This window comes from Paenibacillus sp. FSL R5-0914 (assembly GCF_038004525.1).
GTDB lineage: Bacteria > Bacillota > Bacilli > Paenibacillales > Paenibacillaceae > Paenibacillus_AQ.
Window position 1 is genome coordinate 305,335 of record NZ_JBBORH010000003.1, and the last position, 25,962, is coordinate 331,296.

The following is a 25,962-nucleotide window of genomic DNA, read 5'->3' on the forward strand; positions in this document are numbered from 1 at the left end:
GCCAATGAAGTGCCAGAGCAGCTTAAGCTGCCTGACCTCATTGGCAGTCTTTATGGTTTAATCTATAATTATCCTCGCAAAATCGTCTCGATTTGCTCCAGCTCTTCTGCACTTAGCTCTGGTGCATTCAAGGAGGCGACTGCATCTTCAATCTGGCTCACCTTACTTGCACCGATCAAAGCTGAAGTGACTTTACCTCCGCGGAGTACCCAAGATAACGCTAGCTGAGACATTTTTTGTCCACGTGCAGCAGCAATCTCGTTCAGTTTGCGAACTTTGCCGATCGCCTCTTCAGTAATAGCATTCTCGGACAGGAATACACTAGGTCCAGCAGCACGAGAATCAGGAGCGATTCCGTTTAGATAGCGGTCGGTCAGAATGCCTCCTTGTAGTGGAGAGAACACAATCGATCCGATACCCTCCTCAGTTAATACATCCTGCAAGCCATCTTCAATCCAGCGGGACATCATGGAGTAGTTAGGTTGATGAATCAGGCATGGCGTTCCAAGTCGACGCAGAATTTGTGCCGCTTCGCGTGTCTGTTCAGGGTTGTAATTCGAAATCCCAACATACAGCGCTTTACCTTGACGTACAATAAGATCCAGCGCAGCCATAGTCTCTTCCAGTGGCGTATTCGGATCTGGACGGTGGTGATAGAAAATATCTACATAATCAAGGCCCATACGTTTCAAGCTTTGGTCTAGACTGGAGACGAGATATTTCTTGGAGCCCCATTCGCCATAAGGGCCGGCCCACATATAATATCCGGCTTTAGTCGAGATGACCATTTCATCACGATAAGGAGCAAGATCCTTCTTAAGGATTTGACCAAAGCTTTCTTCTGCGGAGCCAGCTGGAGGACCGTAGTTATTAGCGAGATCAAAATGAGTGATTCCAAGATCGAAAGCTCTTCTTGCCATGGCGCGACCATTCTCGAATAAGTCGTTTCCGCCAAAGTTATGCCAAAGTCCTAGCGAGATCGCCGGAAGGAGTAGACCGCTTTTTCCAGTGCGGTTATATTTCATATTGTCATATCTGGTAGCGCTTGCGTTATACATCATTATTTCCTCCTAAAAAGACTTATTTCTGATTACGTTACGTCCTTATTGTAGCGAAAGATCCCGGACAAACGTATGTCAGCAAGGAAGAAGTTTATAGCACAATGTCATTTTCGAGATGACGGATACGGTATTCTTTTGGAGAACAACCTTTCACCTTCTTGAACATTCGCGAAAAGAGTAAGGGGTCCTGATAGCCGACGGAACGCGAGATCTCACCGATAGTACAGAGGGTTTCTGTCAGAAGCTCGCATGCTTTAGCGACACGGTAATTCAATAAATACTGCTGTGGTGGCATACCAATGGTCCGTTTGAACAAGGAAGATAAATATTTGCGATCCAGCTTGAGAGAAGAAGACAGCATTTCCACCGAAATGTTCTCACAATAATGTGTATGTAAAAAGTGGAGACTTTGCTCGACGTAAATACTCTTTTGACGCGGTAAAGGTAGTACATCCGGAACAGCTGGCACCGCTTGTAGCAAGAGGGAGAAAAACTCATACATGATCGCTTTTAGCGGCAGGTCAAGACAATCCGAATTGTCGGCTCCTTCTGTCAGGCGTTCGTAGAGATTAGGCATAAGCTGTTTATCCATCGGGAAGATTGGTTGCTCAGGGGTCAAGGAGGTTTTGGATAAAATATATGATACCTGTTCTCCGGTAAAGGCTACCCAGGAATAGATCCAAGGATTGGTTAGGTCCGCTGCATAAGAAGTAACGATATGAGGGTAGGTAAGAAAAGCTTGTCCCGCTTGCAGGATATGGGTTTGTTCACCCACAGATACCTTTCCAGTTCCCTCATGAATGAAATGTATTTTGTAAACGTCACGAACTCCAGGTCCGAAAAAATGCCCAGGTAGACACTGTTCCCGCCCCCAGTAATGGAGATGCAGATCGGGATTACCTCTGAAGGGACGCTCAGAATTATAATTAAATATCGCCATGAATGCTTCAGTCTCTTTCTTTTATAGAGTTAACTAAGGATGATTGTGCCCATTTTCTTTTATTATACAGCATATTTTAGTGGGAACATTACTTGGAATGGTTTGCGAATTCTGTGATAGAAGTTTATCCCAGCTCAGTTTGGTTAAGTAAGCTATGAAGCTGAACGTATGAGCTAACTTCGATCATTAGGAGGTAATGGAGATGAATAAGAGAATAGTGGGTGTCTTTGCTGCCGAATACGAAGCTTCGAGGGCTATTGAAGAGTTGAAACGTCAAGGCTGCAGAACAGAGGACATATCGATTATCGCGAGAAATTCAGAGAGTGCGGATACGCTTAGAGATGAATCAGGAACCCAAGCGCCGGAAGGAATAGCTACTGGTGCAGCTACGGGTGGTCTGCTGGGTGGATTAACTGGGCTCTTGATGGGGATAGGCGCTTTGGCTATTCCAGGCATCGGGCCGATCATTGCAGCCGGACCGCTTGCGGCAACACTTGCTGGAGCGGCAATAGGTGCAGGCAGCGGTGGATTAGTTGGCGGTCTTATTGGACTTGGCATTCCTGAAGAGGAAGCCAAGCGTTACGATAACTACGTAGATGAAGGCCATATTCTTGTAATGGTGGATGTGGAGGGCGAGCAGAAAGAGGAAGAAGTGAAGCGGATCTTCGTACAGCATAATAGTCTGAATGCAGACCGTTTTGAGGATATTGCGAATATGAATACAGCTGAAAATCGAAATTATGATGGTAGTGTAAAGGAAAGCGATGCGCTCAGAGCCGCTGATCAACAAGAGGCGAGAAATCTAGCTCAAGCTACCGGAACCTTGGATGCTATGGATACCTTAGCTAGTGAGCGCATTAGAAATAAATAAGAGATGATTATCTATTTAGTAATAAAAACAGACTATTTCACTAGCCAAGGGTGAGCTGGTGAGATAGCCTGTTTTTTTGTGTAATGCTATAAAGAGGCAACATTCTGTCTAACGGTTAGTCCATCCGGTATTTCTTTGCCAGGCAGGAAATGAATGCTACGGATGTAGCGGATTGTTCGACTCTGTGCCCGCATGATGACCGAATGCGTCTCAGCGCGCTCTTTGCCGATAAAACGGACACCGTTCAGAAATTCACCTGAGGTTACGCCAGTGGCGGCAAAGAGTACGTCGCCTGTGCCAACCATGTCCTCCATGTATAACACTCGTGTAGGATTAGAGATTCCCATACGGACGCAGCGCTGCTGCTCAAGAGGTCCATCGGGAAGCAAACGGCCCTGCATTTCTCCACCAAGACATTTCAGTGCGGCAGCGGCAAGGACGCCTTCAGGTGCTCCGCCCGAGCCCATGTACAAATCGACATCGCTATCCGGCAGGGCTGCCGCAATAGCGCCAGCCACATCGCCGTGACCGAGTAGCTTAATCCGTACACCCGCTTCTCGAAGACTATGAATGAGCTGCTCATGCCGTTTGCGGTCAAGTACCATTACAGTTAGCTCGGAGAGGGACTTGCCACTGAAGAGGCATGCTTTCTGGAGAGTGACCTCCACAGGGTCTTCAAGACTAAGCTTCCCGGCAAGCTCAGGACCGCAGGCGAGTTTCTCCATATAAATGTCTGGAGCATGCAGCAGGCTGCCCTTATTTGCTATGGCAATCACGGATTGGGCATTGTGAAGACCACAGGCCACCACTTCAGTGCCTTCCAGAGGATCGACGGCTACATCGACAGACGGACCCTTTTGATTCCCGACTTTCTCGCCAATATAGAGCATTGGAGCATCATCCATCTCTCCTTCACCAATGACGACCGTTCCGTCGATGGAGACAGAATCAAACATGGAGCGGATGGCAGTCGTGGCTGCATCATCTGCCGCATTTTTATCTCCCCGCCCGATCCAGCGAGCTGAGGATAATGCACCTAGTTCAGTTACCCGTACAATCTCAAGAGCCAGTTCGCGATCCATTCTAATTCCCTCCAGTACATCCCATATATTTTAATCTGAATGTTAGATATAACCCATAATAATACCAGCGGTTTCTTCTATAGCTTTGTCGGTAATATCGATTACAGGACAGCCTAGCTTATTGAACAGAGAAGAGGCATATTCCATCTCCTCTGTAATCCGCTCCAGACTTGCATATTGGGAGCCAGTCGGTAACCCAAGCGCCTTCAGCCGCTCGGAGCGAATCTTCAGCATATACTCCGGCTTCATGGTTAGTCCGATCAGTCGGTTCGACGGCAAGCTTAGCAGCTCTTGCGGAGGAGCAATTTCAGGAATAATCGGATAGTTAACGACCTTTTTCCCCCGATGGGCCAAAAAGATACTAAGTGGTGTTTTTGAAGTACGGGACATCCCTAGCAGAACGATATCGGCCTTCAGCATAGCGCCGAGATCGCGGCCATCATCACAGGCAACTGTGAATTCGATAGCCTCCATACGTCGGAAGTAGTTCTCATCAAGCTGGTGCAATAAACCCGGTCGCTGTTGAGGAGCGTCGTCAAACGTATCAATGAAAGCTTGCATCATTGGACCCATAATATCGACGATACGAAGGTCAAGCCGTACAGCCTCTTCTTTAATCATTTCTCTTAGCTCCGGCTGCACCAGCGTATAGACGACAAAACCTTTATGCTGTGCGGCTTCTTCCATAAGCTTCCGGAGCTCATCTTCATTTCTAATGTTCCCGTATCTTTTGATGGTGATCTGCTGATTCTGGAATTGATGAATGACGGCCTGCACGACAGCTTCCGCCGTATCTCCTATAGAATCTGAGCAGATCGTTATTAGGTTGGAAGATTGCTCAATGCTCATGAATTCCTCCTGTTATCCTTTGGCTTCTAGTTCGAGGAGAAGTTTTACGATAGCAGTTTTCGTCAAGCGTCCTATGACATCCAGTTTCGTACCATTGTCTTCTGTGACGCTGGGAACAACTACCGGTAAACTATCTACCTCGTGAAAAATCATTTTATGTGCGGCATCAAGCACCGTCTCATCCGGTGAAGTTGTGACTACTTTGGGCTGGCGTGTCATGACCATGCTTACGGGCATGGAGACAGCACCCGGATTGCCAAGGGTTACTTTCAGGAAATCCTTACGTGAAGCAACACCGGTGAGCTTGCCCTCTTCGTCACAAATAATAAGGGTGCCAACATCCTGTAGAAATAGCGTAACTACGGCATCTTGAACCGTAGTAGTCTCACGGATAATAATAGGTACACTTTGAATCTCTTTTACCTTTGTCTCCTGCAACAAATAATTGCTTCCCAGACGATTAGATGATTTGAGTCCCGGGAAGTAACCGACTTTAGGTTTAGCATCGATATATTTGAGCATAACCAGAACAGAGAGATCGGAGCGAATCGTTGGCCGTGTTAAATTCAGACATTCGGCAATCTGTTCGCCGGTAATCGGAGCTCTTTTGTTCACAATATCAATGATTTCTAGTTGACGTGATGTCAGTTCGATCGCAATTCCCTCCACTTCAGATAAAAAGGCATTCCTCTTTAGAAAAGAAGCGCCGTTAAGCGAATCCTCCTTTCATATATGAGTCATATATAGATGTTTTAATTTAACTTGGTTATATAATACGCAATAGTGGTCATAAATGCAATATATAGTACGTCATATATTCATTTTTTTTGACGCAGATGTACGGACCCTACGCTTTAACATTAATTGTTTCAAGGCATCAGCATTGACCAGGATGGTCCCAGCAATGATAGTGAATACACCGAGGATCGTAACCCAATTCACGGCTTCATGATAAAAGAAAAAGCCAACACCTACGGCAATCGGTGGAGAGATATAGAGCCAGGTAGAGGGAAACACAGGATTTGTCTTAGCGACGAGCCAGTAGAACAACGAATGACCGACCATCGAGCCGATTACGATTAGATAGAACAGTGAACCTGCGATCTCGTAAGAGAGCAGAAACTCAGGATGTACATTTTCGGTGGCTAAGGAAAGAATGAATAACAGCACTCCACCATACATCATTTGGGCTGCATTTAGTGCGATTGGAGAGACCTCGGGCATACTATTGATTACTTTTTTAGAATAAATCGCACCTACTGCGTAACAGCATTCCCCAATGAGGACAGCTGCGCAGCCGATGAGCCATAACGGTGAAATATCAACGACAAGATTAGGAAGAACGAGCAGCAGTACGCCAGTCAACCCGATGATACAACCATATAGTGAGATGGCAGGTGCTTTTTGACGAAGAATAGAAGTTTGGAGCAACAGAATCATGATCGGACCCGTGGCAGAGAGTACAGCTGCTAACCCGGAAGATACATATTGTTCAGCCCAGTAGAGACCTGCAAAGGTGCCAAAGGTTAACGCAGATCCGGTGAAGAGCATTTCTTTACGCAGGAGCAGGGAGAAGCTAGCTTTTCGTTTCCAGACCATCCATAGAAATAGAACAGCGCCTGCAACAAAAAATCGCAAGCCTGCTGAAAAGAAGGGCGGCGCACCGGCATCCACACCGATTTTGATAGCTAGAAAGGTCGTGCCGAAGATCAGACATACAAGTGCATAAGCGAATAAGATCATTTTGAAAGTCCCCTTTAGTGTGTGTATATAACGATCCTTGAATCAGTTCGTTAATCATATAGGGGAGAACACAGAACAGATGATGTTGAGTAGAACAGATGACTTCGAAAATCGTGTACAATACTGTAAATAGGAGTTGTTCGGAGAGGAGTTGCAGTGAGGTGAAAAAGTCAGCGAGCGTGGAGAATAATCATCCCTTGTTTCGGCAGGTATATGAATTTCTAGTGAATCGCATGGAGCGAGGGGAGTGGGGGGCACATGATAAGCTTCCTTCTATACGGCTGCTAGCGGAGGAATTACAGGTACATCGACTGACAGTATTCAAAGCGTATAGAATGCTGACAGAGGATGGAAAAGTTTATGTAAAAGATAAATCAGGTTATTACGTATCGCCTGTTAGCTTGGTTCCTATTGTAGAAAAAGGAGCAGCAGTGACTGCCTATGCGCTCACTAATCCTCTTTCGGATATACAGAGAATGCCTGCTAAGTATCAGTTCTCACAGGCGCTGATTGATCCAGGTCTTTTGCCAAATCTTTTTCTATCCGACTATGTCAAAAAAGTGTTCGATTTATATCCCAAGGTCATGGGGACGTACTCTTCGGTTCAGGGAGATGAGGAGTTACGGGAGACGCTTAGTCGTCATTTTCGGAAGAAGCATCGGCTACAGTTATCCTCGGAAGAGCTGCTTATTACTTCAGGTGCGCAGCAGGCGATCAATCTGATATCACGAATTGTGCTCGGGCCTATGGACACGGTGCTTGTGGAGCGACCGACCTACAGTGTGGCCATGGATATTTTTCGCCGGGAGGGGGCAAGGCTGGTTCCGGTGGAGATCACTCCGATGGGCTACGACTTGGAGGAAGTTGAAGCGCTGATGAAAAAGCATAGACCGCGCATGTTCTATATCAATCCGACTCATCATAACCCAACTGGATATACGGTGCCAGCGCAGCAACGTAAACTGTTGGTCGAGCTTGCCGAGCGTTATCGCTGTCTGTTAGTCGAAGATGATCCGTTCCGCGATATGTATTTTGAAGAGGAGCCCCCGCCGCCCTTTTTTGCTTACGATACCGAAGGTTGGGTGATCTATATTAGCAGTTTCAGTAAATATGTAGCCCCAGGCTTACGGATCTGTGCGGTGGCTTGTCGCTATCCGTTTATGGAGCGCTTGATCACGGCCAAATCACTCGCGGACAATGGTACTCCGCTGCTTAACCAGAAGATATTCCTACATTACTACACGTCATCACGTTTGCAACAGCATCTCGGTAAGCTACGCATTGCACTTCAGGTGCATAAGGAGATTGTAGAGGAGGAGCTGGCTGGGACTGGGTGGGAGTGGACGCCTCCGCAAGGGGGCTTGAATTTATGGGTGAAGCTGCCGGACCATCTTTCGGCGGATCGACTGTTTGCCTCAAGTATGGCCCAGTCGATTGCTTTTGTGCCAGGAGAGTTGTTTGATCCGCTTGGTGAGATGAGGTCGAGGATTCGAATAAGTTACTCTTTTGCAAGCGAAGGGGTGCTACGTGAGGGGATTCAGCGGATGATTGCAATTGCGCGGGGGTTATGAGTAGGTACAGTAGACATGAGGAACTAATGAAGACTATTTAGGATGGAAGAGATTAGACTTGTATAACTTGTTTGGAAATTGTTGTAACACTTTCTTCTTCTGTTCCGTCTGTAGAGTAAAGAAGGAGGTTATTATGATGTTTAAGACCAAGTTCCGCAGTCCACTTATGATGTTCCTAAGTATAACGTTAATATTTATGGCCTTACTGACGGTGCGTCCCTCCGTTACTTATGCGTGTTCCTGTGTTGTACCTGCGGAGCCACTTGAGGCGCTGGAGTCAAGTTCAGCCGTCTTTACTGGGAAAGTAGTGGACAAAAAGGAGCCAAAGGGGACTATAATCTCATCTGCGGATCCAGTAAAAGTAACCTTTGAAGTCGATTCCAGCTGGAAAGGAATTAAGGGGAATAAAGTTACCTTGAGTACTGCTTTATCGTCTGCCAGCTGTGGGTTTGAATTCGTGGAAGGGGAAAGTTATATCGTCTATGCGTATGCTAATGACGAAGATGACTCTGGTAAATTAGAGGCCAGTTTATGCAGCCGAACGAAGCTGCTTGCCTCGGCATCAGAGGATCTGAAGGAGCTTGGACCTAGTATATCGGCAGGTACTCCTACAGCTTCTCCGGAGGTAACATCAAACCATTCGCCGAAATCCGAAACTGGGAATAATGGGGCGACTGAAGTTGAGGGGAAACCAGCTGCGGAGAGTGACTCTTTTCCACTTGTGAATGTAGGGATCAGTGGAATCATTATCGTTTTGATAGCGATAGCTGGCGCTGTACTCTACCGTCGTAGAGATGGTGGAACGCGTAAGAAATAACGCTTTAACTGTAGGTTCACGTTATGTCGTGATGAAATAAGCGGTCGCCCGGGAGTTGTTCGGGCGACCGCTTATTTGTTTGAGCTAACCTTAAGTAGGTGGTGGGCGGTGTGGGTACTGGTGCTTAAGTATAGCTCGGGTCATCAAAACTCGAAGTAAGTGAAATTCTTCTTAAAATTGTCGTGGTTTACTCGATATTATCGATAATTAGGGAAAATCTCCCTGATTTAATCGTATTTTACTCTATATGATCGATAATTGGGGAATTCCTCCCTAAAATTCTGCGGAAATGCCCTATTTTTCCTATAATCGACTATTTATTAGGGAGAATTTCCGCAAAAAGTTTAATTTGCGCTTATAAAGTTCGAATTTGGGGGAGAATTTCCCTAATTATGAGTTCAAGGAGGGCAGAATTTTGTGAAATACGGTGAACATTAGATGTTGTAAGGTGAGACAAAGTAAATTTAGCTAATGTAAGTTGAAATCAGTTAAAGTTCGCTGCTGTAAGATGAATTCATGCTACAAGCTTCGTCACACCCAGCCAAACAACCGAGCAAGCTGAGCGACAGCAAAGGTTACTCCAATGGCGATACCGAGTGGGATGACTGCTGAGAGAACAGCCCACTTCATGCTTTTCGTCTCCTTATAGATGTTCACGAGTGTAGTGCCGCAAGGATAGTGGAGCAGGGAGAACAACATCATATTAAGTGCGGTCAGCCAAGTCCAGCCATGTGATAAAAAGACATCTTTGATGCTGCCCAAGCTATCGATATCGACCATAGCACCTGAGGACATATAGCCCATAAGCAGAATGGGCAGTACGATTTCATTCGCAGGAAGTCCAAGAATAAACGCCATGATGATAAAGCCATCCATGCCGAGCATGTGTGCAAAAGGATCGAAGAATGCAGCCATATGATTCAGGACAGAATCTCCACCAACAAACAGGTTGCCAAGAATCCAAGTGATAATACCGGCAGGGGCAGCAACGACGATGGCACGAGTAAGTACATTAAGGGACTTATCTTTAGAGGAAATAAGTATGGTCTTCCAAATTTGTGGACGACGATAGGGCGGGAGCTCTAGTGTGTAATGTGTTGGAACACCGCGTAGCGCAGTTTTGGACATGACCCAGGAAACCGTCAGGGTAACGATGATGCCGATCAGTACCATCCCCATAAGTACGGAGGCGGTGGTGAGGGTACGGAATGCGCCTGTCGTAGCCGCTCCTGCCATGAATAAGGAAGACAATAGAATCAATGTTGGCCAGCGGCCGTTACATGGAACGAAATTGTTGGTCAAAATCGCGAGCATCCGTTCACGCGGCGATTCGATGATTCGTGTGGAGAGGATCGCGGCGGCATTACAGCCGAAACCCATAGACATGGTCAAAGCTTGCTTGCCGTGACCACCTGATTTTTTGAACAACCGATCCATGTTAAAAGCAACCCTCGGCAGATATCCGAAATTCTCAAGCAGCGCAAACACTGGAAAAAATATCATCATTGGTGGCAGCATGACGCTGATGACCCAAGAGGTTCCTCGATATAATCCCAGAACAAGTACACCGTGTAGCCAAGCGGGGGCATGGATCGCCTCAAATCCGGCAGTGAGATAACCTTCGATGAAGCCAAAGAAGGAAGCAAGCCAGCTTGAAGGATAATTGGCGCCGGCAATCGTAATCCAGAACACGATACCGAGGATGGCGAGCATAATGGGGAATCCCCATATTTTTGAAGTTACGATATTATCTAGCTTATAAGTGCTGTTCAGCTTCTTCTTATCCCTATAGGTGACTGCATCCCCGCAGATGCCTGCGGATACGCCATAGATACCACTGACAATCTCATCCCGTATCGCTCCGCCGTCAGCGAGCTTTTTCGCTGTGGACAGCAAGGAATCTAGAGGATCTAATCCCTTAGTGATATGCGGTGACTCCATGACCGATGGCCTCCTTTGCTTTAGGTAATTCTTTATCCTTCATATTCTCTTTAAGTGAGGTAAGAAGGCTGTCATCACCATCTAACAGGCGCAATGCAATCCAGCGGGCCGGGTATTTGCTGCCAATGGTTTGTTCTACCAGCGGTGTAAGCTCTGCAATTCCTCGTTCAATCTCCTCGTTGTACGTAATGCGCAGTGGCTGTGCAGTGAATGCGCCTGTAGCCACTCGCTCCACCTGATCCAATAACGCCTCAATACCGATTTTATTGCGAGCTGATATCGCTACAACAGGCACGCCGAGACGTTTGGAAATACGTTTCAGATTGATGTCGATACCGAGTTTACGGGCTTCATCGATGAGGTTGATGCAGACTACAGCCCGCCCGGTAATCTCCAGCACTTGCAAGGCAAGGTTGAGATTTCGTTCTAGCGAGGTAGCGTCGAGAACAACTAGTGTCACATCGGGCTGTTCAAAAATAATATAATCTCTAGCCGCTTCTTCATCAGCAGAATTCGAGTACAGCGAATACGTACCAGGAAGATCTACTGCGAGGTACGTATGGTCCTTATGCTTAAACTCGCCTTCAGCGGTAATGACGGTTTTACCTGCCCAGTTTCCTGTATGCTGGCGCATGCCGGTCAGCAGATTGAAAAGCGTGCTTTTGCCAGTGTTAGGATTGCCTGCAAAAGCGACTGTGAAATGACTCATGCTTCTACACCTCCGATGACTTCTCCAAATATTAAAGAGCTTTCTTCTCTACGTAATGCAATGGTCGTGTTGCTTACCCGAAAAGCTATAGGATCTCCTAAGGGACTACGCCGTAACACCTCAACGGCATTACCGACTACAAACCCGAGATCCAGTAATCTTCTTCTAAGCACGCCCTGAACTTCAATGCCGCTGATACGCAGTGTGCTTCCTTTAGCCGCTTCTGATAAAGGAATACTAGCTCCAGACATTAGATCCCCTTCTTTCATTTATTATTATTTGTATTTTTATGGTTATTATTTTGTGCATTGGAATTTTTCTTGTGGTCTGACACAATATTAGTATATGTGAACAACTTTGTCCCTGCAACAAGAATGTTTCCCTAAGGCAAAATTAATTTAGGCGCAAAAAAGCCCCTAACGGAAAGAAGGCTTGCGCTCTCCAGCCGAGGGGCTAAGGTTGAGTCTACTTATAGGCTTGTCTTTAATTGGAATAGTCTAATCCAAGTTTTTATTAGTCGTGAAGTTATGTCCAGCTTCCAAAATCAAGCGTGCGTCCAGTCTCTACTAAAGTCTTGGTATTACTTAGAACCTGCCACCAAGCGCTGATGCTGCCTGCATACGAAGGATCTTCAGGATGCCATTTATCATGGATAAGCGTGAGCTTAGTAGTTCCACCCACTGGTTCAAGCAGCCAAGAAATACGCGACTCATATCTTTCATGTCCTTTATGATAGGAAGGTCCTACCTTATGCGTGAAACGCAATGCTTTTTGCGGAGTAAACTCCAGCAGAGTCCCATAGACATGCAGCGTTTCATCTCCATCTGCACCGGGTCCGATGTATTCCAGTAATTCTCCTTCTTTGAAGGTTGAACGAATAACGCTGCCGTAATAAATCTGCTTCGTACCTTCCGGAGAGATTAAGGTTTCCCATACCTGCTCAGGTGTTCCGTCAATATAAAATTCATAATGTAGTTCCTTCATTCGTTATTCCTCCTTGATTTATAGGTTCATTTATTCCCTCAGACTCATTTACACTATACAAAAGGATCACTGACAACTACGGTCAGTGATCCTAAAGTAATTTATGTCTTATAATGAGCTGCTAAATTAATGGCTATGTCCGCTAGTCTTTCTTTCAGGGAAGAAGGCTCCATGATGCGTAATGTGGTTCCATAAGGCAACAAGAAGTAGGGTACATAAGTCAGTAAAGAAGTTTCGTCCACTTGAAAGCGGGCTTGTCCTTCCATGCGCTGTACCAGCGTATGTCCGAACAACCAATGACTGCATAGATCATTCAAGACTCCCTCATCGGATGCGATGAGTACTGTAACTAGTTTCTCTTCAGTATTGCGTGCAGGCAGTAAGCTCTTTAACAAAAAATCACGTGCAGAGAAGTCAGCAGGACGAGCGAACACAGCTTCTGTACGGTGTAGTTCAATGATTCTATCCACCCTGAAACTACGAATTTCATGTCGCTCGTGGCAGTAAGCTACGGTGTACCATTGGCCCTTCCAGAGTACAAGTCCGTAAGGATCAATGGCACGGGATGATTTGGTTTCTCCATTACCCTTACGATATTCCATTTGCAGGGTGTATCCGTTCGCTGCCCCCAATTCCAATTCTTGAATCAGATGGCTAAGCGACGGGGAAGGAGAATGGATCGTCTCAATGCCATTCTCATGGCGCTCCATTTGTTCTAATTGCTGGGCATTGCTGTATCTTTTTAGCTTGGATAGGGCTCGGTCCAGAGCTTCAACATAAGGATATCCGGTCCCCCTGGCAAAAGAAGAAGCTTGTAGAAGGGCACGCTGCTCTTCGGAGTCAAAGAATAATGGAGCCTCAATAAAATGTTCCGGTAAGCTGTAACCGCCACCAGGCCCGCTATCCGCAATAACGGGTACACCACTGATGCATAACGCATCGATGTATCTGTACACAGACCGAACACTGATCTCTAACGCTTCTGCTAGTTCTCCGGCGGTTCTTCCCCGCTGCTTGAGCATCCAAAGAATGGATAACATATGATCAGCCTTGGACATAAATTCGGAACCTCCTTGCTAGGTTTATTGAATAATATAACAAGTGTAACGTGAGAGTCACTGTTCCGCCAACTGAAGAGAAGTCTTTTATACCATTATTTTTTTGAGACTATGAATGTAACGAGATCGAGCAATAATGAAATAGAGGGTCTGCACAGCAAGGAAAGTACCGGATGTAATTAGTACGGGAAGAGTTACATCGGTGATATTCATTTGCTTCAGTATGGGACGAATCACGACAAGGGTCTGAATGGTGGCAATCACAATCGGAATATAAAAGAGCACAGAAATTTGTTTGGTAGCAGAAGCTGACATTTCTTTGGTGCTTAAACCGATTTTGGATAGAGCGCTGTACATTTGCTTATCTGTGTTCAGCTCGGTATGAAGCTTAAAAAACAGAAAGCTGGCCGATGAAAGTGAGAAGATCAGAGCGATAAAAATGCCAATAAAACTAAATATGGCTGTTCCCTGTTTGGTTGATAAATAGCTGTCTGCTCGTGCTGTTAGTAAGGCGTTGTTTTGATGGCTAGCACTGTTGGATGCCTTACTCCACTGGATAAGTTCTCTGGTGATCACAGCTTCAGGGGATTTATCCTCAGGAGTAGGGCCGTCCCATGCAGGGATTGTATATAGGTATCTCACATATGGTCTTGTGTATTTCGCTGCTGAAGAGAATTTATCATAAAAACTGTCATCTACGATTAAGAGTGAGCTTGCCATGGGGTCCATTGGATGTATCTTGGGAGTTCGCAGTTCTTTTAGCAGCAGTTCTTCATCTTTCTGACTTTTCAAAAGAACCGTTTGATTAGCAGCATAATTCTGTGTCCGGATATGAGGGCTCAGCAGTAATACAGCTTCTTTCTCAGATAAGGGTCCCACTTCGGGCACATTCATTTGAGGAGCCAATTGATTGAACTCTGACTGTGAAATGATATCAATGTTAAGTATGGTTTCTTTATCCATTCCTTGAATGGAAGCGGAGATTAGATCAACTTTATTCTCTGTATACTCGACTTTGGCATTCTGTAATTTATTGTGGATGTGTCCTAAAGCAGGCATCTCTCCCTTTGGATTATAATTTGAATAATTCATTGCGAAGGAGGTTTTTTTATAGTGCTCCGTGTTCGCTTGATTGATGGACAAAAGAAATCCTGAAGCCATACAAGCAATCGAGGTAACTACCGTAACAAGGAATAACATTCTTGCATTGTCTTTGATCTTGTAGCTCATTTCGGAAATCCACAGCAGATTGGTTCCACGCCAAAGCCGTTTTCTGCTTAGCTTAAGCAAACGTATCCCAAGTACGGACAGCTGAGAGTAGAAAAAATAGGTTCCCGCAATACCTGTGACAGCAGCGACTAGGAGTGAGCTGGGAGACAATTGCTTCCGTATAGCGAGAGCGCCGATGGTCAACAGTAGAAATCCGAAAAGCGAGAACAAGAAGGAGACACGAGGCTCTTTTTTAGGATTAACATTTCCCTTAAGCAGTTCAAGGACTTGATGCTTGCGAATGAACAATAATGTGAAGATCGAAATGACCATAAATAATGAAATGAAAGAGATAGAAGTAATTATTAACGCCTTCATTGGCCAATAAAATGGCAGTGGCTCCATGCCCATAATTGTCGTGCTTAGCAGCAAGAACAGCTTGGATAAAAGCATGCCAAAAGACGTACCTGTTACTATAGAGAGCATCCCGATCAGCATATTTTCTATAAGAATCAGCTTGTTGATCTGGCCGGGGCGTGCGCCTAAAATCATCAGTATGCCGAACTCCAGATTACGCATTTTCAGAAACGCACTAATCGAGTATAGAACGAAAAAGAACGCAAAGATAAACACGATATAAGAAGCAATTTGCATGCCGGAGGCTGAATTGGCACCCAGCGCGATGTTCGTAATACTAGGGTGATAAATAAAGACTGAATAAGAGAAAAAGATCATGACCATAAAAGCACTGCTTAAGAAAAAGGCAAAATAAGCCCGTGAATTGCGCCGCACATTGTTAAACGCGAATTGAGGAAAGTTCATGACTATTCCCTCCCCAGAATGAAAGTGTATCGATAATCTTTTGGAAGAAGGCCTGACGGTTATCTCCCCGGTGAATTTCTGCCGCCAGTTTGCCATCTTTTATAAAGACGATTCGATTACAGTAGCTCGCTGCCAGTGGATCATGCGTTACAAGCATTAGCGTCGTACCCTCTATGTGGTTAATATTCTCCAGCGATTCCATTACCGTCCGTGAAGAGTTGGAGTCAAGCGCACCTGTAGGCTCATCGGCCAATATAATCGAAGGCGAAGTAATAATCGCACGGGCAATCGCTGTTCGCTGCCGTTGTCCGCCGGATATTTCATAGGTGCGTTTACTAAGAATATCGGTAATGTTTAAGCGTTCTGCGACGCTTTGAAGCAAGATCTCCATCTGCGAGAGTCTACGGTTATCCAGAGTTAGGGGCAGCACAATATTCTCAGCAACGGTTAATGTCTCAAGCAGGTTAAAGTCCTGAAACACAAACCCTAGTTGTTTGCGGCGAAAATGGGCGAGCTCTTTTTTATTCAAAAGATATGGGTTGCTGCCAATGATATTCACCTCGCCAGAGGAGGGCTTGTCGATCGTGGAAACCATGTTAAGCAGTGTTGTCTTGCCGCTACCGGAGGGGCCCATGATGCCTACAAATTCACCTTTTTCAATATTAAGATGGATATCGGTGAGGGCTTGGGTCGCTATTTTGCCGGGGTATACCTTATGAAGTCCTTTGACCTCTAATACATTCATATCATACATTCCTTCCGTTACAAAAATGATTTCATCCCTCACGAAGCGGGGACGGTTTATGTATATAATTTATAAGATCGAGTGATAGGCTGCTATGGATTTACCTTAACGTTATCTTACAACGTGGTTAAGGTTATGTTCGTATCCTAACAAGAGTGGGGTATTTGCAAAAAAAAGGGACTACATAGCCATAAGTATGACTAGAAGTACCCTCTAGGCTTATTTCTGTAGATGATCACTGTTGCTGAATATTAGTCGCACGCGGGTTCCTTCTCCGAGCCGGGACTGAATAACCACTTTATGTTCGAGCCTGCTGCAAATCTCCCGAACGAGGTACAGTCCCATACCTGTCGATTCATGATAATGTCGTCCACGATCACCCGTAAAGTAGGGATTAAAAACCCGCTTCAAATCCTCAGGAGAAATGCCGATGCCTTGGTCGGTAATATCCAGAATCGTGTCGGTGCCTGCACGCTGAGCTGAGAGGGTAACAGTTTTAGCGGTACCGGAGGTGGAGGTATAATTTACGGTATTGGTCAAGATTTGGGTCAGCATAAACATCAACCATTTGGCATCACTATATACAGCGAGATTGGCATCCACCTGTACATCTACTTTTATGCCTCGGCGTATGAAGAGTCTGCGATTCTCGGCTACCGCTTCACTAACTGTTTGCGTAGAAGTAACGGTTCAACTTGAAAATCATCTTCAAATCGGTCAAGCCTTGCCGTATAAATAACCATCTCCAGCCCACCGCGTAGACGTTCTAATTCCTCCTGAATACTTGTAGCGGCTTCCTCTTCAAGATCCTTTAGCGTGAGCTGAATTACAGAGAGTGGAGTTTTCATATGATGAACCCAGCGGTTCATGAATACGATATGCTGATCCATTTGGCGGACATGCCCATTTACCTGCTCCTGATACTGGCGGTCAATAAGCTGTAATAACTCATGTATCGCTTCGGCAAGTGGAGTGTCCCCTAAGGATACGAGATGCTTTTGGAGCGTGTCCATAGGATCACTTAATGCTGCATACAATCTCCGGTGCTGAACATATCGGTAGCCTAAAAATAGTAAAAGAACTACGGTGCTCAGAGCGATTCCATAGAGCATGATAGAGATCGGTCTGTTCTCTCCAGACAGCCAATATAGCAAAGGAATAAGTAGCATTTGAAACAGATAGAAAAGGATTAGCGAAATCTGGTCTCTCCAAAATAGCTTCATGGCATATCCTTAGTGACAATAAGCCGATAGCCAGCGCCTCTTACGGTTTCCACAATATCGCCAAGACCGAGATCCTTGAGCTTTTTGCGGACACGGGTTATGTACACATTTAAAGTATTGTCGTCTATAAAATGCTGATCCTTCCACATGAGATCTAGCAGACGCTCCCGGTTAACAACTCGTCCTTCTTTTAGCAATAAGGCTTCCAGTAGAACCGCTTCTTTCTGTGTCAGCTCGCTAGTATGTCCGCCATATTGAATCACATACCGCTCAGGATAAAGAATTAGTTCTCCGGCTTGGAGCGTCCGTTCCTCTTGAATTTGTGAGTAAGAGCCGTAAGCTCTGCGTAAATGGCTGAGGATTTTGGCAAGTACGACTTCATAATGAAACGGCTTGGTGATGTAATCATCCCCGCCATTTTCTAGCGCCATCACCTGATCCATTCCACTATCCCGAGCGGATATGAAAAGAATAGGGCAGAGTGAGGTAGTGCGAATCTGGCGACACCAATAAAACCCATCGTATTTAGGCAGGTTGACGTCCAGCAGAACAAGGTCAGGATGGGTGTCATTAAAAATCTCCAGTACCCTGTTGAAATCCTCTACTATCACCGTACGAAATTCATATTTAGATAGATACGTGCTTAGAAGGCTTGCGAGCTTAGCATCGTCCTCTATGATTAGAATAGTCTCCATAGTTGTGCTCCTTTGATCAAATATAAGAATGCAGTGGCTCACACGGTTATACAGTAACACGGACTAGGAAAATTATGCAAAAAGGACGTCTAGCTGCCGAAAAATAATATGAGGAATAGTTGCACTTTGTACAATAGATTCTATCAAAAAGACATTGGGATTTGATTCTATTGCACATCCTGCAACCAATTGGTTACCAAAACGTCTTATTATTACAAATAGGTCGAATTCTAATGTACAAAGTACAACAGAATCCTATTTTCCTATAAAAAAGAATGCATCTATTGCACAAACTGCAATAGATGCATCAAAAAAAGTATTCATAGAAGTAGAAGCCGAACCTAGCACAACGCTCGTTCGTGCCGCTGGCTAGATCATTCTATTGATATTTAACCACAATTGCGTTGCTAATCTGACGCCCAGGGGTCGTGAGATATTTGCCATTGTAGTATAATCCGCTCGATGCGCCGCCATCCAGATTCATGGCTTGATACGCTCCAGCCTGCTTCATCATTTCTGCCAGCTGTGGGATAGTAGCTCCACCAGTAGTTAGCAGAATTAGCTTATGGTCGCGAGTGAGGCCGAGTGCGCTGCGGGCTCCGCCGCCTGTTAAGATTTTGGCATCTTTGAAGCCTTCTGCCGCAACATTAAGAGATACCTTACCATTCACAAGCAGACGTGGTCCGGCTTGGAGCGCCCCTTCCATAGATCCGGAAGCGAAATGGTTCGTAAACTCTAGTCCGGGAATAAGCGAGGCCAAGTGATTGCTGTCATAGGTGAAAATCGTGCGGCGATCTCCAGAGCTGTTTTTGAGCATTTTTCCACCACTGACCATGTAACCGTAAGGAGCTTTGTAGGCCCCTTTAGTATAGGCATCAAAGAACGTACCATTAATAGCCACTACGGCATTATTGCGCTTGGCTAGACTGCTCAGGTCCTCCACTTTTCCCACCGTATTTCCTGCTAGTACAACGTCGAGCTTCACTTTAGGATGCAGTAGGGATACCGTAACCGTTTGGGCTTTGAAGGATCTTCCGCCCACCTTGAAAGTTTTGCTAGCACTGACAACGGGGGAAGAATCTGCTTTGATAAGTGCGCCAGTCAGTACAGGTACCGTTGATGAAACCCCGTTATTAGTAAGGGTTACAGAAGAGGCTTCCTGATTCCACTCTAATTGAAAGCCCAGCGTTTTGCTGATAAAGGACAAAGGGATATATACCGTACCGTTATCACTAAAAGCGGAATCGGTTAGTGTAACTGGCTTGTCGTTGACTAGCGCAGCTGCTTGTCCTAAAGTAAGTGTAATCTTAGTATCTGCGTTCGTAATGGTTATACGTTTGTCACTAGCATTCATTTCAGCATGTATACCAGTGAAATTATTTAAGAGACGCAGCGGGATGTACGAGTGATTATTCTTGGTCACATACACGGTGTTTTTCGGAACCGGAGCAGCATCAACAGTGGAGGAACAAACTGTGTAAACCGGAACCAAACATAGTAGAAATGCGAGAAAGAACGGAAACAATAACTTTTTCATATTAACCAAAATCTCCTTATCCTATAGCTGATGTAAAAAGCGGTAAGGTTTATTATACCTCAAGTTCTAAAACATGGATAACCTCATTTTTCAAATATCCATGGAAAGATTCTGATAGAATGTAGATACCATAAAAAGAATAGTACTAGAACTCAACAACTAAAGGGAGATCTTTATGACTACAATAGGTTTAATTCGCCATGGAAGTACCGCGTGGAATAAAGAAGGCAGAGCGCAAGGGCATACGGATAATCCATTGGATGCTGAGGGTGTGCAGCAGGCGGTTCTTCTTGCTGAACGGCTCAGCACTGAACAATGGGACTATTTATATTCGAGTGATCTGCTTAGAGCGCGACAAACAGCAGAGGTAATTGCAACAAGGCTTGGCATGGAGATCGCCGGTTTAGTACCAGGGATCCGTGAGATGAACGCAGGGCAGATTGAAGGTACTACGGAACAAGATCGCGTTGAACGATGGGGAAGTGAGTGGAAGAAGTTAGATTTGGGACTGGAAAGTCCGGAGGCCAGTGAGATCAGAGGCAGTCAGGCCATCGAAGATATCGCGGAGAAACATCCGGGCAGTCGTATATTGGTCGTTAGCCATGGTGCGATTTTACGGAGTAGTCTTAGAAGACTTTTTCCAGAACTGAATGTAACTGTTTTGCTGAGTAATACATCTATCACCCGGATTATTAAATCCGATTCGACATGGAATTGCGAACTATACAATTGTGCACGGCATTTGAAGATATAATTAGTGTTCAGATAATGTTCAGAGCATTTTAATATAGTAATTGCTCAGATAGTTAATCATTTTTGTAGTCAGAAGGATGTGCGAATTTAAGGTGGCAGAGGTCCAGATTTACTTACAAACGTTATTCTCCATTCTCATCGCAGCAGCGGCCGGTTATTTAGTGCTAAGACTTTACCGGGATATTTCATCTAAAACGCCTCAAAAAAGAGCGATTCATACCGGTCTTTCCGTGATCATTATCGTCGCCTCCCTATGGATCATGCACCAGCTAGGTGTAGAAACCTTACTGGGAAATGAAGTGGCCGATGATGGGGTTATTATACCGCTGTTGGTCTATAGTCTTACGATAGCCCTATGTATGTTTTTACTTACACGCATGAACCTAGTATTGGCTGAAAGAGAGCAATTGAAAGAACTGGCGTATAAGGATGCTTTAACGGGGTTATTGAATAAGAATGGAATGGATCATTTTTGGGATCGATGCAAAGTAAATGAGCAGCTTGCTGTTTTGTTTCTGGATCTGAATCGTTTCAAATCGATCAATGACAGCTTGGGGCATCATGTGGGGGACTTATTGCTGCAAGAAGTGGGTAAAAACCTAATTCAATTCTCCAGCAAAAGAAAACGTCATATTTTCCGCGTCGGCGGGGATGAATTTGTGATTGTCGCCAAAGGTAGCACTCAGAAGGAAGCGGAGCAGCTTGCTGTGCGGATTCTGGAGAAGACGACTAAGAGTTACCAGCTTGGCGAACATAACTTGTTCGTATCCATGAGTATAGGGATCAGCATAAGTCATGGTAAGGTAGATCATTTTAGACTGCTAAATGAAGCAGATACAGCGATGTACGCTGCCAAACAGCTTGGTACGGGGCGTTACTCCGTCTATAAGAATTAGAATGAGTTGGTATAAAATACAAGCGGCAGCCATGGACCTCTACAATAGGTCCTAGACTGCCGCTATTTTTATTGGACTAACTATTCCCTTTGAAATGAAATTATGCGCCAGGCGAATGAATGCTGTTAGTCACATCCTTGCGGCCTTTCATGAGGAACAAGCAGACAAGAGCAACTGCCATACTAATCGCCGCCACGTAGAACAGGATCGAGTAATCAAAGATATCAATCATAAGTCCCAATAGTGGAGGCGAACTGATGGCGGCAAGGGAAGAGACGAGATAATACATCCCTGTTCGTGTACCAATGCTCTCTTCTGTCCCTGTTGCCACAACATAAGGATAGGAATTGATATTAATACAAGCCCAGAAGACTCCACCTAGCAACAGTAACCCTCGAAGGAGCAATAAGTCCTTTGCAAAACCGACGAGAGCAAAAATGGTCATTAGTCCGCATACGCCGATGATGATCATTTTTTTCTTCCCGAATCTTCCGCCCAGCCAACCGCTCGGAATGGCGAACAGCACGAAGGCCAAAGAGAAGAAAGTGAGCGAGAAGGAGGCCGCCTGTTCGCTTAGGCCGAGATGATGTTTGCCATATAAGGTAAACAGTGTCTCAACGCCTTGATATGCTACGAACCAGAAGAAAATCGCCGCTAGCAAAAATACTGTGGTACGGTCAAGCTGACTTCGAAAGGAAATACGAGAGGGCTTGGTGGCAGTAGCTGCTTCTGAAGGAAGCTTCATTTGTACGTTTACGCCATCCCGATTTTCTTTAATAAAGCGTGATACGATAAACAGACATAATAAGGTAATCAGTCCAGCAACGATAAACGGTAGCGCTGGGTTTGATTTATACAGGATAGAACCTACGCCAAAAGCGAGAATAGAACCGAACCCACCCATGAAATTAATCAGCCCGTTGGCCTTCGTACGCTGCTCTTCTGGCGTAATGTCCGGCATGAGGGCGACGGTTGGTGAACGGTATAAGCTCATGGCCAGATTCATTAGCATCATAAACAACAGAAGTGTAAATAGTCCGGTATGAAACGGAATCAGCATGGTTAGCACGGCAGCGAAAGGCATACCAATCATAAGATAAGGCATTCTGCGTCCAAAACGCGAGGTAGTGCGGTCACTACGGTTGCCAATCCAAGGCTGCAGGAATAAGGCAAAGTAATTATCAATCGTCATCAAGAAGCTGATAAGTGCCACACTATGTACGTATTTTTCTAGAAAAAAGGGTACAAATGCGTTATACAGACTCCACGTAATGCTGATGCTGAAAAAGCCGAATCCGAGCAACCAGACTTTTTTCACACAGTCACACTCCCTTATTATTTAGCTAGAAGCCCAGCCAGCACATCTGGATGATCTGTAATAATACCTGACACTCCAGCTTCGATTAAAGCCTTCATCCGCTCTGGATCATTAACAGTCCAAGGATGATAAGCGATGCCATGCTTAGCGGCTTCTTCGACGAATTCAGGAAGCACCGCTTGATGATAAGCATGTAGTGCGTTTGCGCCAAGCGTAGCTGCATAATCCCAAGGACGGTACAGACCTTCCCCGTATAGAATTCCTGTCTTGATCTCAGGTGCGATCGTTTTACTGTGAGCTAATGAATAATGGTTGAAGCTCGAAAAAATCACGCGATCGCTCATCTTGAAATCCCGTACAGCCGCGATAACCTTTTCCTCCATACCCGGGTAAAAGAAAGTACCATTTTTAAACTCGATGTTCAGTACTGTATCTCGACCTTGCAGCAGATCTAACAAATCTTCTAGCAAGGGGAGTTTCTCGCCTTTGAACTCGGGACTGAACCAAGAGCCCGCGTCCACTTCCAGAATCTCTGCAAGGGTTTTATCCTTCACATAGCCACTTCCGCTTGTCGTACGGTTTAGGGTTTCATCATGAATAAGAACAAGCCCGCCATCCTTTGTCATTTGTACATCGGTTTCAATCCCGGTTGCACCTAACTCAAGACCTTTGCGGAACGCTGCCATAGTATTTTCCGGACACACTGCCGATGCGCCGCGATGCGCAAAATTAATAATGTTTTTCATCAGCTATTCATCCCTCCAACTTAGTGTTTGCTGTCGCCCTGTAGACGAGGGCTACTTTTGATATTCCACACGAAGACAAGAAACCCTGTCTAGAAATACTGACAGGGCTCTATTTCTTGAAATTTAACATGCAGTTAACCTTACAGCAATTCTCGCTTCAATGATTCATAGCACCATAAGGAATCCGTTCCAGCAGACCTGGTCCATAGATGTCTTGCAGCTTCAGCTCTGGCATATGAATATAACCGATATAACAATCGCATACCTTCATTCGGCAGGCTCTTACAGCGGATAGGCCTTCCAAGCCATCGCGGTAGAGATTGCCTATGACACCTCTGTCCTTATAGCAGCGTTTCACCAGTCCAGCGCCTTGTACATAAAAGACTTCATTTCCAGCATTGCAGGTTTGACCAAGGCTCTCGTAATCCATAGCATTCACAGCAAAATGCGGATCAATTTTGCTAAGAATGGAAAGATCCTCGGCAGTATAGTAATCCGGTTTATCTTTATAAGCATTGACCCATAGATATACACTCTCCGGTAATGCTGCGCGAAGCGAGGCTATAGCAGGAAAGGCGCTGCGGATCCCAACGCTCCCTACACTGAAAGGCACATTATTCTCATACAAAGTCATGCATTGCGTTAGAAACTTATCCTCGCTCACCTGTCCGGGGTGGTAAGTAGCCCAAAAGGCAGCCTTGTTTCGATTCAGCTTATGAATGAAGTCAAGATTTGCTGAAAGGTTCGTCTGAATCGCTACCTTCACCACATGCTCCATATTGGAGAGCAAGACCATCGCTTCTTTGTACCAGCGATGAATCAGCCCTTCGCCATAAGGATTGAAAAAGATAGACAGCCGATGGCCCGCTGTACCTTGCAGAGAGGCCCACTCGACAAAGGTCTCCAATCCTTGTCGATCCTTCGCGAGAGTGGCTGCGCTGTCTCTTGTTTTGCCGAAAGGACAGTAGGGGCAGTCATAGTTGCAGGAGGTGAGAGACCCACGGTAGTAGAGGACCGCATTCATGGCAATACGAACCTTTCCATCTGCTCTCGTATCTCTCCTGAAATAAACCAATCACCGATGGAATCGGAGTAGCCCATGCCTTCAGTAGTGAGGCGTAATACTCCATCTTCTTCTTTCCCTAAGCCGGTATGAAGCAGGTTAGACAGTTCAGGATAATCACTCCAGAGTGAATTTCCGAAGCGCAGACTGTAATCTTCAAGCCTCAGACCTTCACTATGTAAAATCGCCTTTAGAATAAAGCGGCGCTTCTGTTCTTCCAGACTTAGCACAATTCCGTAATCTGCAGTATCGTAACGATTTGCACTGACGTAATCGGCAATAATGCTCTCGGTTGCTTTACGGCTCACCCCATAACGGGAAGCGTAATGCACATTGCGGGTATAGGACCTAGCCCCGCAGCCTAGCCCGACCATTCCTTCTTCCTGACAGCTGTAGTCAAGAATGCGTTTATCTGTTCCTGCGGTTTCCTTGGCGAAACGACGCATGGAATATTGGCGATAACCTCTGGCTTTAAGCAGCTGCCCAGCGGCCTTGTAGCAGTCTAGGCGAATATCCTCCTGACGCTGGATATCATCAGGCTTTACGATGGTATGCTCACGGGTATAGAGCGGATAAATAAAGATTTCCTCAGGATCATAGCTAAGCGTCTGATTTAGCGAATACAGCCAAGAGTCGACGGTCTGCCCTGGAAGACCATAGATCAGATCCAAATTTAGAATGGGAAAATCATATTTTCCCAGCAGCTCCAATGCGCGATACACCTCATCCGGATTCTGCGGGCGATAGATGGCCGCCGATTCAGCTGCGACAAAGCTTTGAATGCCCATACTGACCCGATCCACCGTATATTCTTTTAGAATATTCAGCTTCTCTTCGGTGATCGTCTCCGGTGAAGTTTCCACTGAGATGGAGGCTGAGCTCGTATCCAGTCCCATCGTATCAACGGCAATGTGGAACAAACGGCGCAGTTGATCTGCCGCCAGTAATGTAGGCGTACCCCCACCAATCGCGAAACGGGCATACGGCTTATGTTTGGTGAACGCGGCCCACTGCTTGGCTTGACGTTCTAGCGCGTCTACGTATGTAGCGTGAACATTCGCGCGTTTATCAGGCAAGGTGAACAGGTTGCAGAATCCACAGCGAGCACCGCAAAACGGGATATGCATATATAGAAAAAAAGATTCTGCAGGCTCATCTCGCCATAAGGATTCTAGTGGTATCGGAGGCTGTAGATCCCTGTAAGCTGTTTTGTGTGGATAGGAATACAGATAAGATCGGTAAGGGTTAGCAGTAATATTGTCTTTCCACCCGTGAAGCTCTTCTAAAGAGAAGGACGATAACGTCATAACAGTTCTCCATCCTTTCCTT

The 25,962-nt window shown here is 45.5% G+C and carries 26 protein-coding genes; 5 read left to right on the plus strand and 21 right to left on the minus strand.

Annotated elements, in window-relative coordinates:
- Positions 1 to 68 precede the first annotated feature (68 nt).
- Together MKX60_RS24650 and MKX60_RS24655 are read right to left on the minus strand one after the other, a co-directional pair.
- Positions 69 to 1,058 carry an aldo/keto reductase gene (locus MKX60_RS24650; protein ID WP_445670777.1) on the minus strand — a complete coding sequence of 330 codons (990 nt, stop codon included), beginning with the start codon at positions 1,056 to 1,058 and terminating at the stop codon, positions 69 to 71.
- Positions 1,059 to 1,152: 94 nt separating this feature from the next.
- On the minus strand, positions 1,153 to 2,001 hold the full coding sequence (locus MKX60_RS24655; protein ID WP_339269148.1) for an AraC family transcriptional regulator: 849 nt from the start codon (positions 1,999 to 2,001) through the stop codon (positions 1,153 to 1,155).
- 202 nt (positions 2,002 to 2,203) lie between these two features.
- On the opposite strand from MKX60_RS24655, the gene MKX60_RS24660 reads away from it, so the two are divergent.
- Positions 2,204 to 2,872, plus strand: a complete 669-nt coding sequence (locus MKX60_RS24660; RefSeq protein ID WP_339269149.1) for a general stress protein — start codon at positions 2,204 to 2,206, stop codon at positions 2,870 to 2,872.
- An 86-nt stretch (positions 2,873 to 2,958) separates the two neighbouring features.
- On the opposite strand, the gene glpX is transcribed toward MKX60_RS24660, so the two are convergent.
- From glpX to MKX60_RS24680, 4 genes are all read right to left on the minus strand, one after another.
- Positions 2,959 to 3,954: a class II fructose-bisphosphatase gene (gene glpX / locus MKX60_RS24665; RefSeq protein ID WP_341061277.1), complete on the minus strand. Its 996-nt coding sequence runs from the start codon at positions 3,952 to 3,954 to the stop codon at positions 2,959 to 2,961.
- 42 nt (positions 3,955 to 3,996) lie between these two features.
- A complete protein-coding gene (locus MKX60_RS24670; RefSeq protein WP_445253183.1) occupies positions 3,997 to 4,803 on the minus strand; it encodes a pyruvate, water dikinase regulatory protein in 807 nt (268 codons plus the stop codon).
- A 12-nt stretch (positions 4,804 to 4,815) separates the two neighbouring features.
- Positions 4,816 to 5,472, minus strand: coding sequence for a helix-turn-helix transcriptional regulator (locus MKX60_RS24675; protein ID WP_149646549.1), 657 nt, complete (start codon positions 5,470 to 5,472; stop codon positions 4,816 to 4,818).
- A 141-nt stretch (positions 5,473 to 5,613) separates the two neighbouring features.
- Positions 5,614 to 6,546 (minus strand): DMT family transporter, encoded by a 933-nt coding sequence (locus MKX60_RS24680; protein WP_341061278.1) that lies wholly within the window; start codon positions 6,544 to 6,546, stop codon positions 5,614 to 5,616.
- Positions 6,547 to 6,707: 161 nt separating this feature from the next.
- Here MKX60_RS24680 and MKX60_RS24685 point away from each other — a divergent pair, with 161 nt between their 5' ends.
- A complete protein-coding gene (locus MKX60_RS24685) occupies positions 6,708 to 8,117 on the plus strand; it encodes an aminotransferase-like domain-containing protein (protein WP_341061279.1) in 1,410 nt (469 codons plus the stop codon).
- Positions 8,118 to 8,250: 133 nt separating this feature from the next.
- Positions 8,251 to 8,934 carry a hypothetical protein gene (locus MKX60_RS24690; protein WP_143759394.1) on the plus strand — a complete coding sequence of 228 codons (684 nt, stop codon included), beginning with the start codon at positions 8,251 to 8,253 and terminating at the stop codon, positions 8,932 to 8,934.
- A gap of 531 nt (positions 8,935 to 9,465) precedes the next feature.
- On the opposite strand, the gene MKX60_RS24695 is transcribed toward MKX60_RS24690, so the two are convergent.
- From MKX60_RS24695 to MKX60_RS24745, 11 genes are all read right to left on the minus strand, one after another.
- Positions 9,466 to 10,875 (minus strand): nucleoside recognition domain-containing protein, encoded by a 1,410-nt coding sequence (locus tag MKX60_RS24695; protein ID WP_341061280.1) that lies wholly within the window; start codon positions 10,873 to 10,875, stop codon positions 9,466 to 9,468.
- A complete protein-coding gene (locus MKX60_RS24700) occupies positions 10,853 to 11,584 on the minus strand; it encodes a FeoB small GTPase domain-containing protein (RefSeq protein WP_341061281.1) in 732 nt (243 codons plus the stop codon). Before MKX60_RS24700 ends, MKX60_RS24695 begins: the two co-directional genes overlap by 23 nt.
- Positions 11,581 to 11,835 (minus strand): FeoA family protein, encoded by a 255-nt coding sequence (locus MKX60_RS24705; RefSeq protein WP_042185387.1) that lies wholly within the window; start codon positions 11,833 to 11,835, stop codon positions 11,581 to 11,583. Before MKX60_RS24705 ends, MKX60_RS24700 begins: the two co-directional genes overlap by 4 nt.
- A gap of 274 nt (positions 11,836 to 12,109) precedes the next feature.
- The gene (locus tag MKX60_RS24710) at positions 12,110 to 12,568 is read right to left on the minus strand and encodes an SRPBCC domain-containing protein (protein ID WP_341061283.1); all 459 of its coding nucleotides are present in this window, start codon (positions 12,566 to 12,568) and stop codon (positions 12,110 to 12,112) included.
- Positions 12,569 to 12,669: 101 nt separating this feature from the next.
- Complete coding sequence (locus MKX60_RS24715) at positions 12,670 to 13,626, minus strand: helix-turn-helix transcriptional regulator (RefSeq protein WP_076283984.1); 957 nt, start codon at positions 13,624 to 13,626, stop codon at positions 12,670 to 12,672.
- Between the two features lie 87 nt (positions 13,627 to 13,713).
- Positions 13,714 to 15,657 (minus strand): ABC transporter permease, encoded by a 1,944-nt coding sequence (locus MKX60_RS24720; RefSeq protein ID WP_341061284.1) that lies wholly within the window; start codon positions 15,655 to 15,657, stop codon positions 13,714 to 13,716.
- Positions 15,632 to 16,402 (minus strand): ABC transporter ATP-binding protein, encoded by a 771-nt coding sequence (locus MKX60_RS24725; protein ID WP_341061285.1) that lies wholly within the window; start codon positions 16,400 to 16,402, stop codon positions 15,632 to 15,634. Before MKX60_RS24725 ends, MKX60_RS24720 begins: the two co-directional genes overlap by 26 nt.
- Positions 16,403 to 16,621: 219 nt before the next feature.
- Positions 16,622 to 17,005 carry an ATP-binding protein gene (locus MKX60_RS24730; RefSeq protein WP_341061286.1) on the minus strand — a complete coding sequence of 128 codons (384 nt, stop codon included), beginning with the start codon at positions 17,003 to 17,005 and terminating at the stop codon, positions 16,622 to 16,624.
- A 50-nt stretch (positions 17,006 to 17,055) separates the two neighbouring features.
- Positions 17,056 to 17,625 (minus strand): hypothetical protein, encoded by a 570-nt coding sequence (locus MKX60_RS24735; protein WP_341061287.1) that lies wholly within the window; start codon positions 17,623 to 17,625, stop codon positions 17,056 to 17,058.
- Positions 17,622 to 18,320, minus strand: a complete 699-nt coding sequence (locus MKX60_RS24740; RefSeq protein WP_341061289.1) for a response regulator transcription factor — start codon at positions 18,318 to 18,320, stop codon at positions 17,622 to 17,624. The genes MKX60_RS24735 and MKX60_RS24740 overlap by 4 nt, the downstream gene beginning before the upstream one ends.
- Positions 18,321 to 18,699: 379 nt before the next feature.
- Positions 18,700 to 19,857: a phosphodiester glycosidase family protein gene (locus MKX60_RS24745; RefSeq protein ID WP_341061290.1), complete on the minus strand. Its 1,158-nt coding sequence runs from the start codon at positions 19,855 to 19,857 to the stop codon at positions 18,700 to 18,702.
- Between the two features lie 175 nt (positions 19,858 to 20,032).
- Here MKX60_RS24745 and MKX60_RS24750 point away from each other — a divergent pair, with 175 nt between their 5' ends.
- Positions 20,033 to 20,611, plus strand: coding sequence for a histidine phosphatase family protein (locus MKX60_RS24750; protein ID WP_042185403.1), 579 nt, complete (start codon positions 20,033 to 20,035; stop codon positions 20,609 to 20,611).
- Between the two features lie 91 nt (positions 20,612 to 20,702).
- Positions 20,703 to 21,506 (plus strand): GGDEF domain-containing protein, encoded by an 804-nt coding sequence (locus MKX60_RS24755; RefSeq protein ID WP_076283989.1) that lies wholly within the window; start codon positions 20,703 to 20,705, stop codon positions 21,504 to 21,506.
- Positions 21,507 to 21,606: 100 nt separating this feature from the next.
- Here MKX60_RS24755 and MKX60_RS24760 read toward each other — a convergent pair whose 3' ends face one another.
- The 4 genes from MKX60_RS24760 to MKX60_RS24775 form a co-directional block, all read right to left on the minus strand.
- Positions 21,607 to 22,824 (minus strand): SLC45 family MFS transporter, encoded by a 1,218-nt coding sequence (locus tag MKX60_RS24760; RefSeq protein ID WP_076301058.1) that lies wholly within the window; start codon positions 22,822 to 22,824, stop codon positions 21,607 to 21,609.
- A gap of 17 nt (positions 22,825 to 22,841) precedes the next feature.
- Positions 22,842 to 23,570 carry a glycerophosphodiester phosphodiesterase gene (locus tag MKX60_RS24765; RefSeq protein ID WP_341061292.1) on the minus strand — a complete coding sequence of 243 codons (729 nt, stop codon included), beginning with the start codon at positions 23,568 to 23,570 and terminating at the stop codon, positions 22,842 to 22,844.
- A gap of 157 nt (positions 23,571 to 23,727) precedes the next feature.
- A complete protein-coding gene (locus MKX60_RS24770; RefSeq protein ID WP_341061293.1) occupies positions 23,728 to 24,594 on the minus strand; it encodes an STM4011 family radical SAM protein in 867 nt (288 codons plus the stop codon).
- On the minus strand, positions 24,591 to 25,940 hold the full coding sequence (locus MKX60_RS24775; protein ID WP_341061294.1) for an STM4012 family radical SAM protein: 1,350 nt from the start codon (positions 25,938 to 25,940) through the stop codon (positions 24,591 to 24,593). The genes MKX60_RS24770 and MKX60_RS24775 overlap by 4 nt, the downstream gene beginning before the upstream one ends.
- Positions 25,941 to 25,962 lie beyond the last annotated feature (22 nt).

Bases quoted from the DNA above. Each gene is read 5' to 3' on its own strand.
- MKX60_RS24650 (WP_445670777.1), bottom strand. From the start codon at position 1,058: ATGTATAACGCAAGCGCTACCAGATATGACAATATGAAATATAACCGC.
- MKX60_RS24655 (WP_339269148.1), bottom strand. From the start codon at position 2,001: ATGGCGATATTTAATTATAATTCTGAGCGTCCCTTCAGAGGTAATCCC.
- MKX60_RS24660 (WP_339269149.1), top strand. From the start codon at position 2,204: ATGAATAAGAGAATAGTGGGTGTCTTTGCTGCCGAATACGAAGCTTCG.
- glpX (WP_341061277.1), bottom strand. From the start codon at position 3,954: ATGGATCGCGAACTGGCTCTTGAGATTGTACGGGTAACTGAACTAGGT.
- MKX60_RS24670 (WP_445253183.1), bottom strand. From the start codon at position 4,803: ATGAGCATTGAGCAATCTTCCAACCTAATAACGATCTGCTCAGATTCT.
- MKX60_RS24680 (WP_341061278.1), bottom strand. From the start codon at position 6,546: ATGATCTTATTCGCTTATGCACTTGTATGTCTGATCTTCGGCACGACC.
- MKX60_RS24690 (WP_143759394.1), top strand. From the start codon at position 8,251: ATGATGTTTAAGACCAAGTTCCGCAGTCCACTTATGATGTTCCTAAGT.
- MKX60_RS24695 (WP_341061280.1), bottom strand. From the start codon at position 10,875: ATGGAGTCACCGCATATCACTAAGGGATTAGATCCTCTAGATTCCTTG.
- MKX60_RS24700 (WP_341061281.1), bottom strand. From the start codon at position 11,584: ATGAGTCATTTCACAGTCGCTTTTGCAGGCAATCCTAACACTGGCAAA.
- MKX60_RS24705 (WP_042185387.1), bottom strand. From the start codon at position 11,835: ATGTCTGGAGCTAGTATTCCTTTATCAGAAGCGGCTAAAGGAAGCACA.
- MKX60_RS24710 (WP_341061283.1), bottom strand. From the start codon at position 12,568: ATGAAGGAACTACATTATGAATTTTATATTGACGGAACACCTGAGCAG.
- MKX60_RS24715 (WP_076283984.1), bottom strand. From the start codon at position 13,626: ATGTCCAAGGCTGATCATATGTTATCCATTCTTTGGATGCTCAAGCAG.
- MKX60_RS24720 (WP_341061284.1), bottom strand. From the start codon at position 15,657: ATGAACTTTCCTCAATTCGCGTTTAACAATGTGCGGCGCAATTCACGG.
- MKX60_RS24725 (WP_341061285.1), bottom strand. From the start codon at position 16,402: ATGAATGTATTAGAGGTCAAAGGACTTCATAAGGTATACCCCGGCAAA.
- MKX60_RS24735 (WP_341061287.1), bottom strand. From the start codon at position 17,625: ATGAAGCTATTTTGGAGAGACCAGATTTCGCTAATCCTTTTCTATCTG.
- MKX60_RS24740 (WP_341061289.1), bottom strand. From the start codon at position 18,320: ATGGAGACTATTCTAATCATAGAGGACGATGCTAAGCTCGCAAGCCTT.
- MKX60_RS24745 (WP_341061290.1), bottom strand. From the start codon at position 19,857: ATGAAAAAGTTATTGTTTCCGTTCTTTCTCGCATTTCTACTATGTTTG.
- MKX60_RS24750 (WP_042185403.1), top strand. From the start codon at position 20,033: ATGACTACAATAGGTTTAATTCGCCATGGAAGTACCGCGTGGAATAAA.
- MKX60_RS24765 (WP_341061292.1), bottom strand. From the start codon at position 23,570: ATGAAAAACATTATTAATTTTGCGCATCGCGGCGCATCGGCAGTGTGT.
- MKX60_RS24770 (WP_341061293.1), bottom strand. From the start codon at position 24,594: ATGAATGCGGTCCTCTACTACCGTGGGTCTCTCACCTCCTGCAACTAT.
- MKX60_RS24775 (WP_341061294.1), bottom strand. From the start codon at position 25,940: ATGACGTTATCGTCCTTCTCTTTAGAAGAGCTTCACGGGTGGAAAGAC.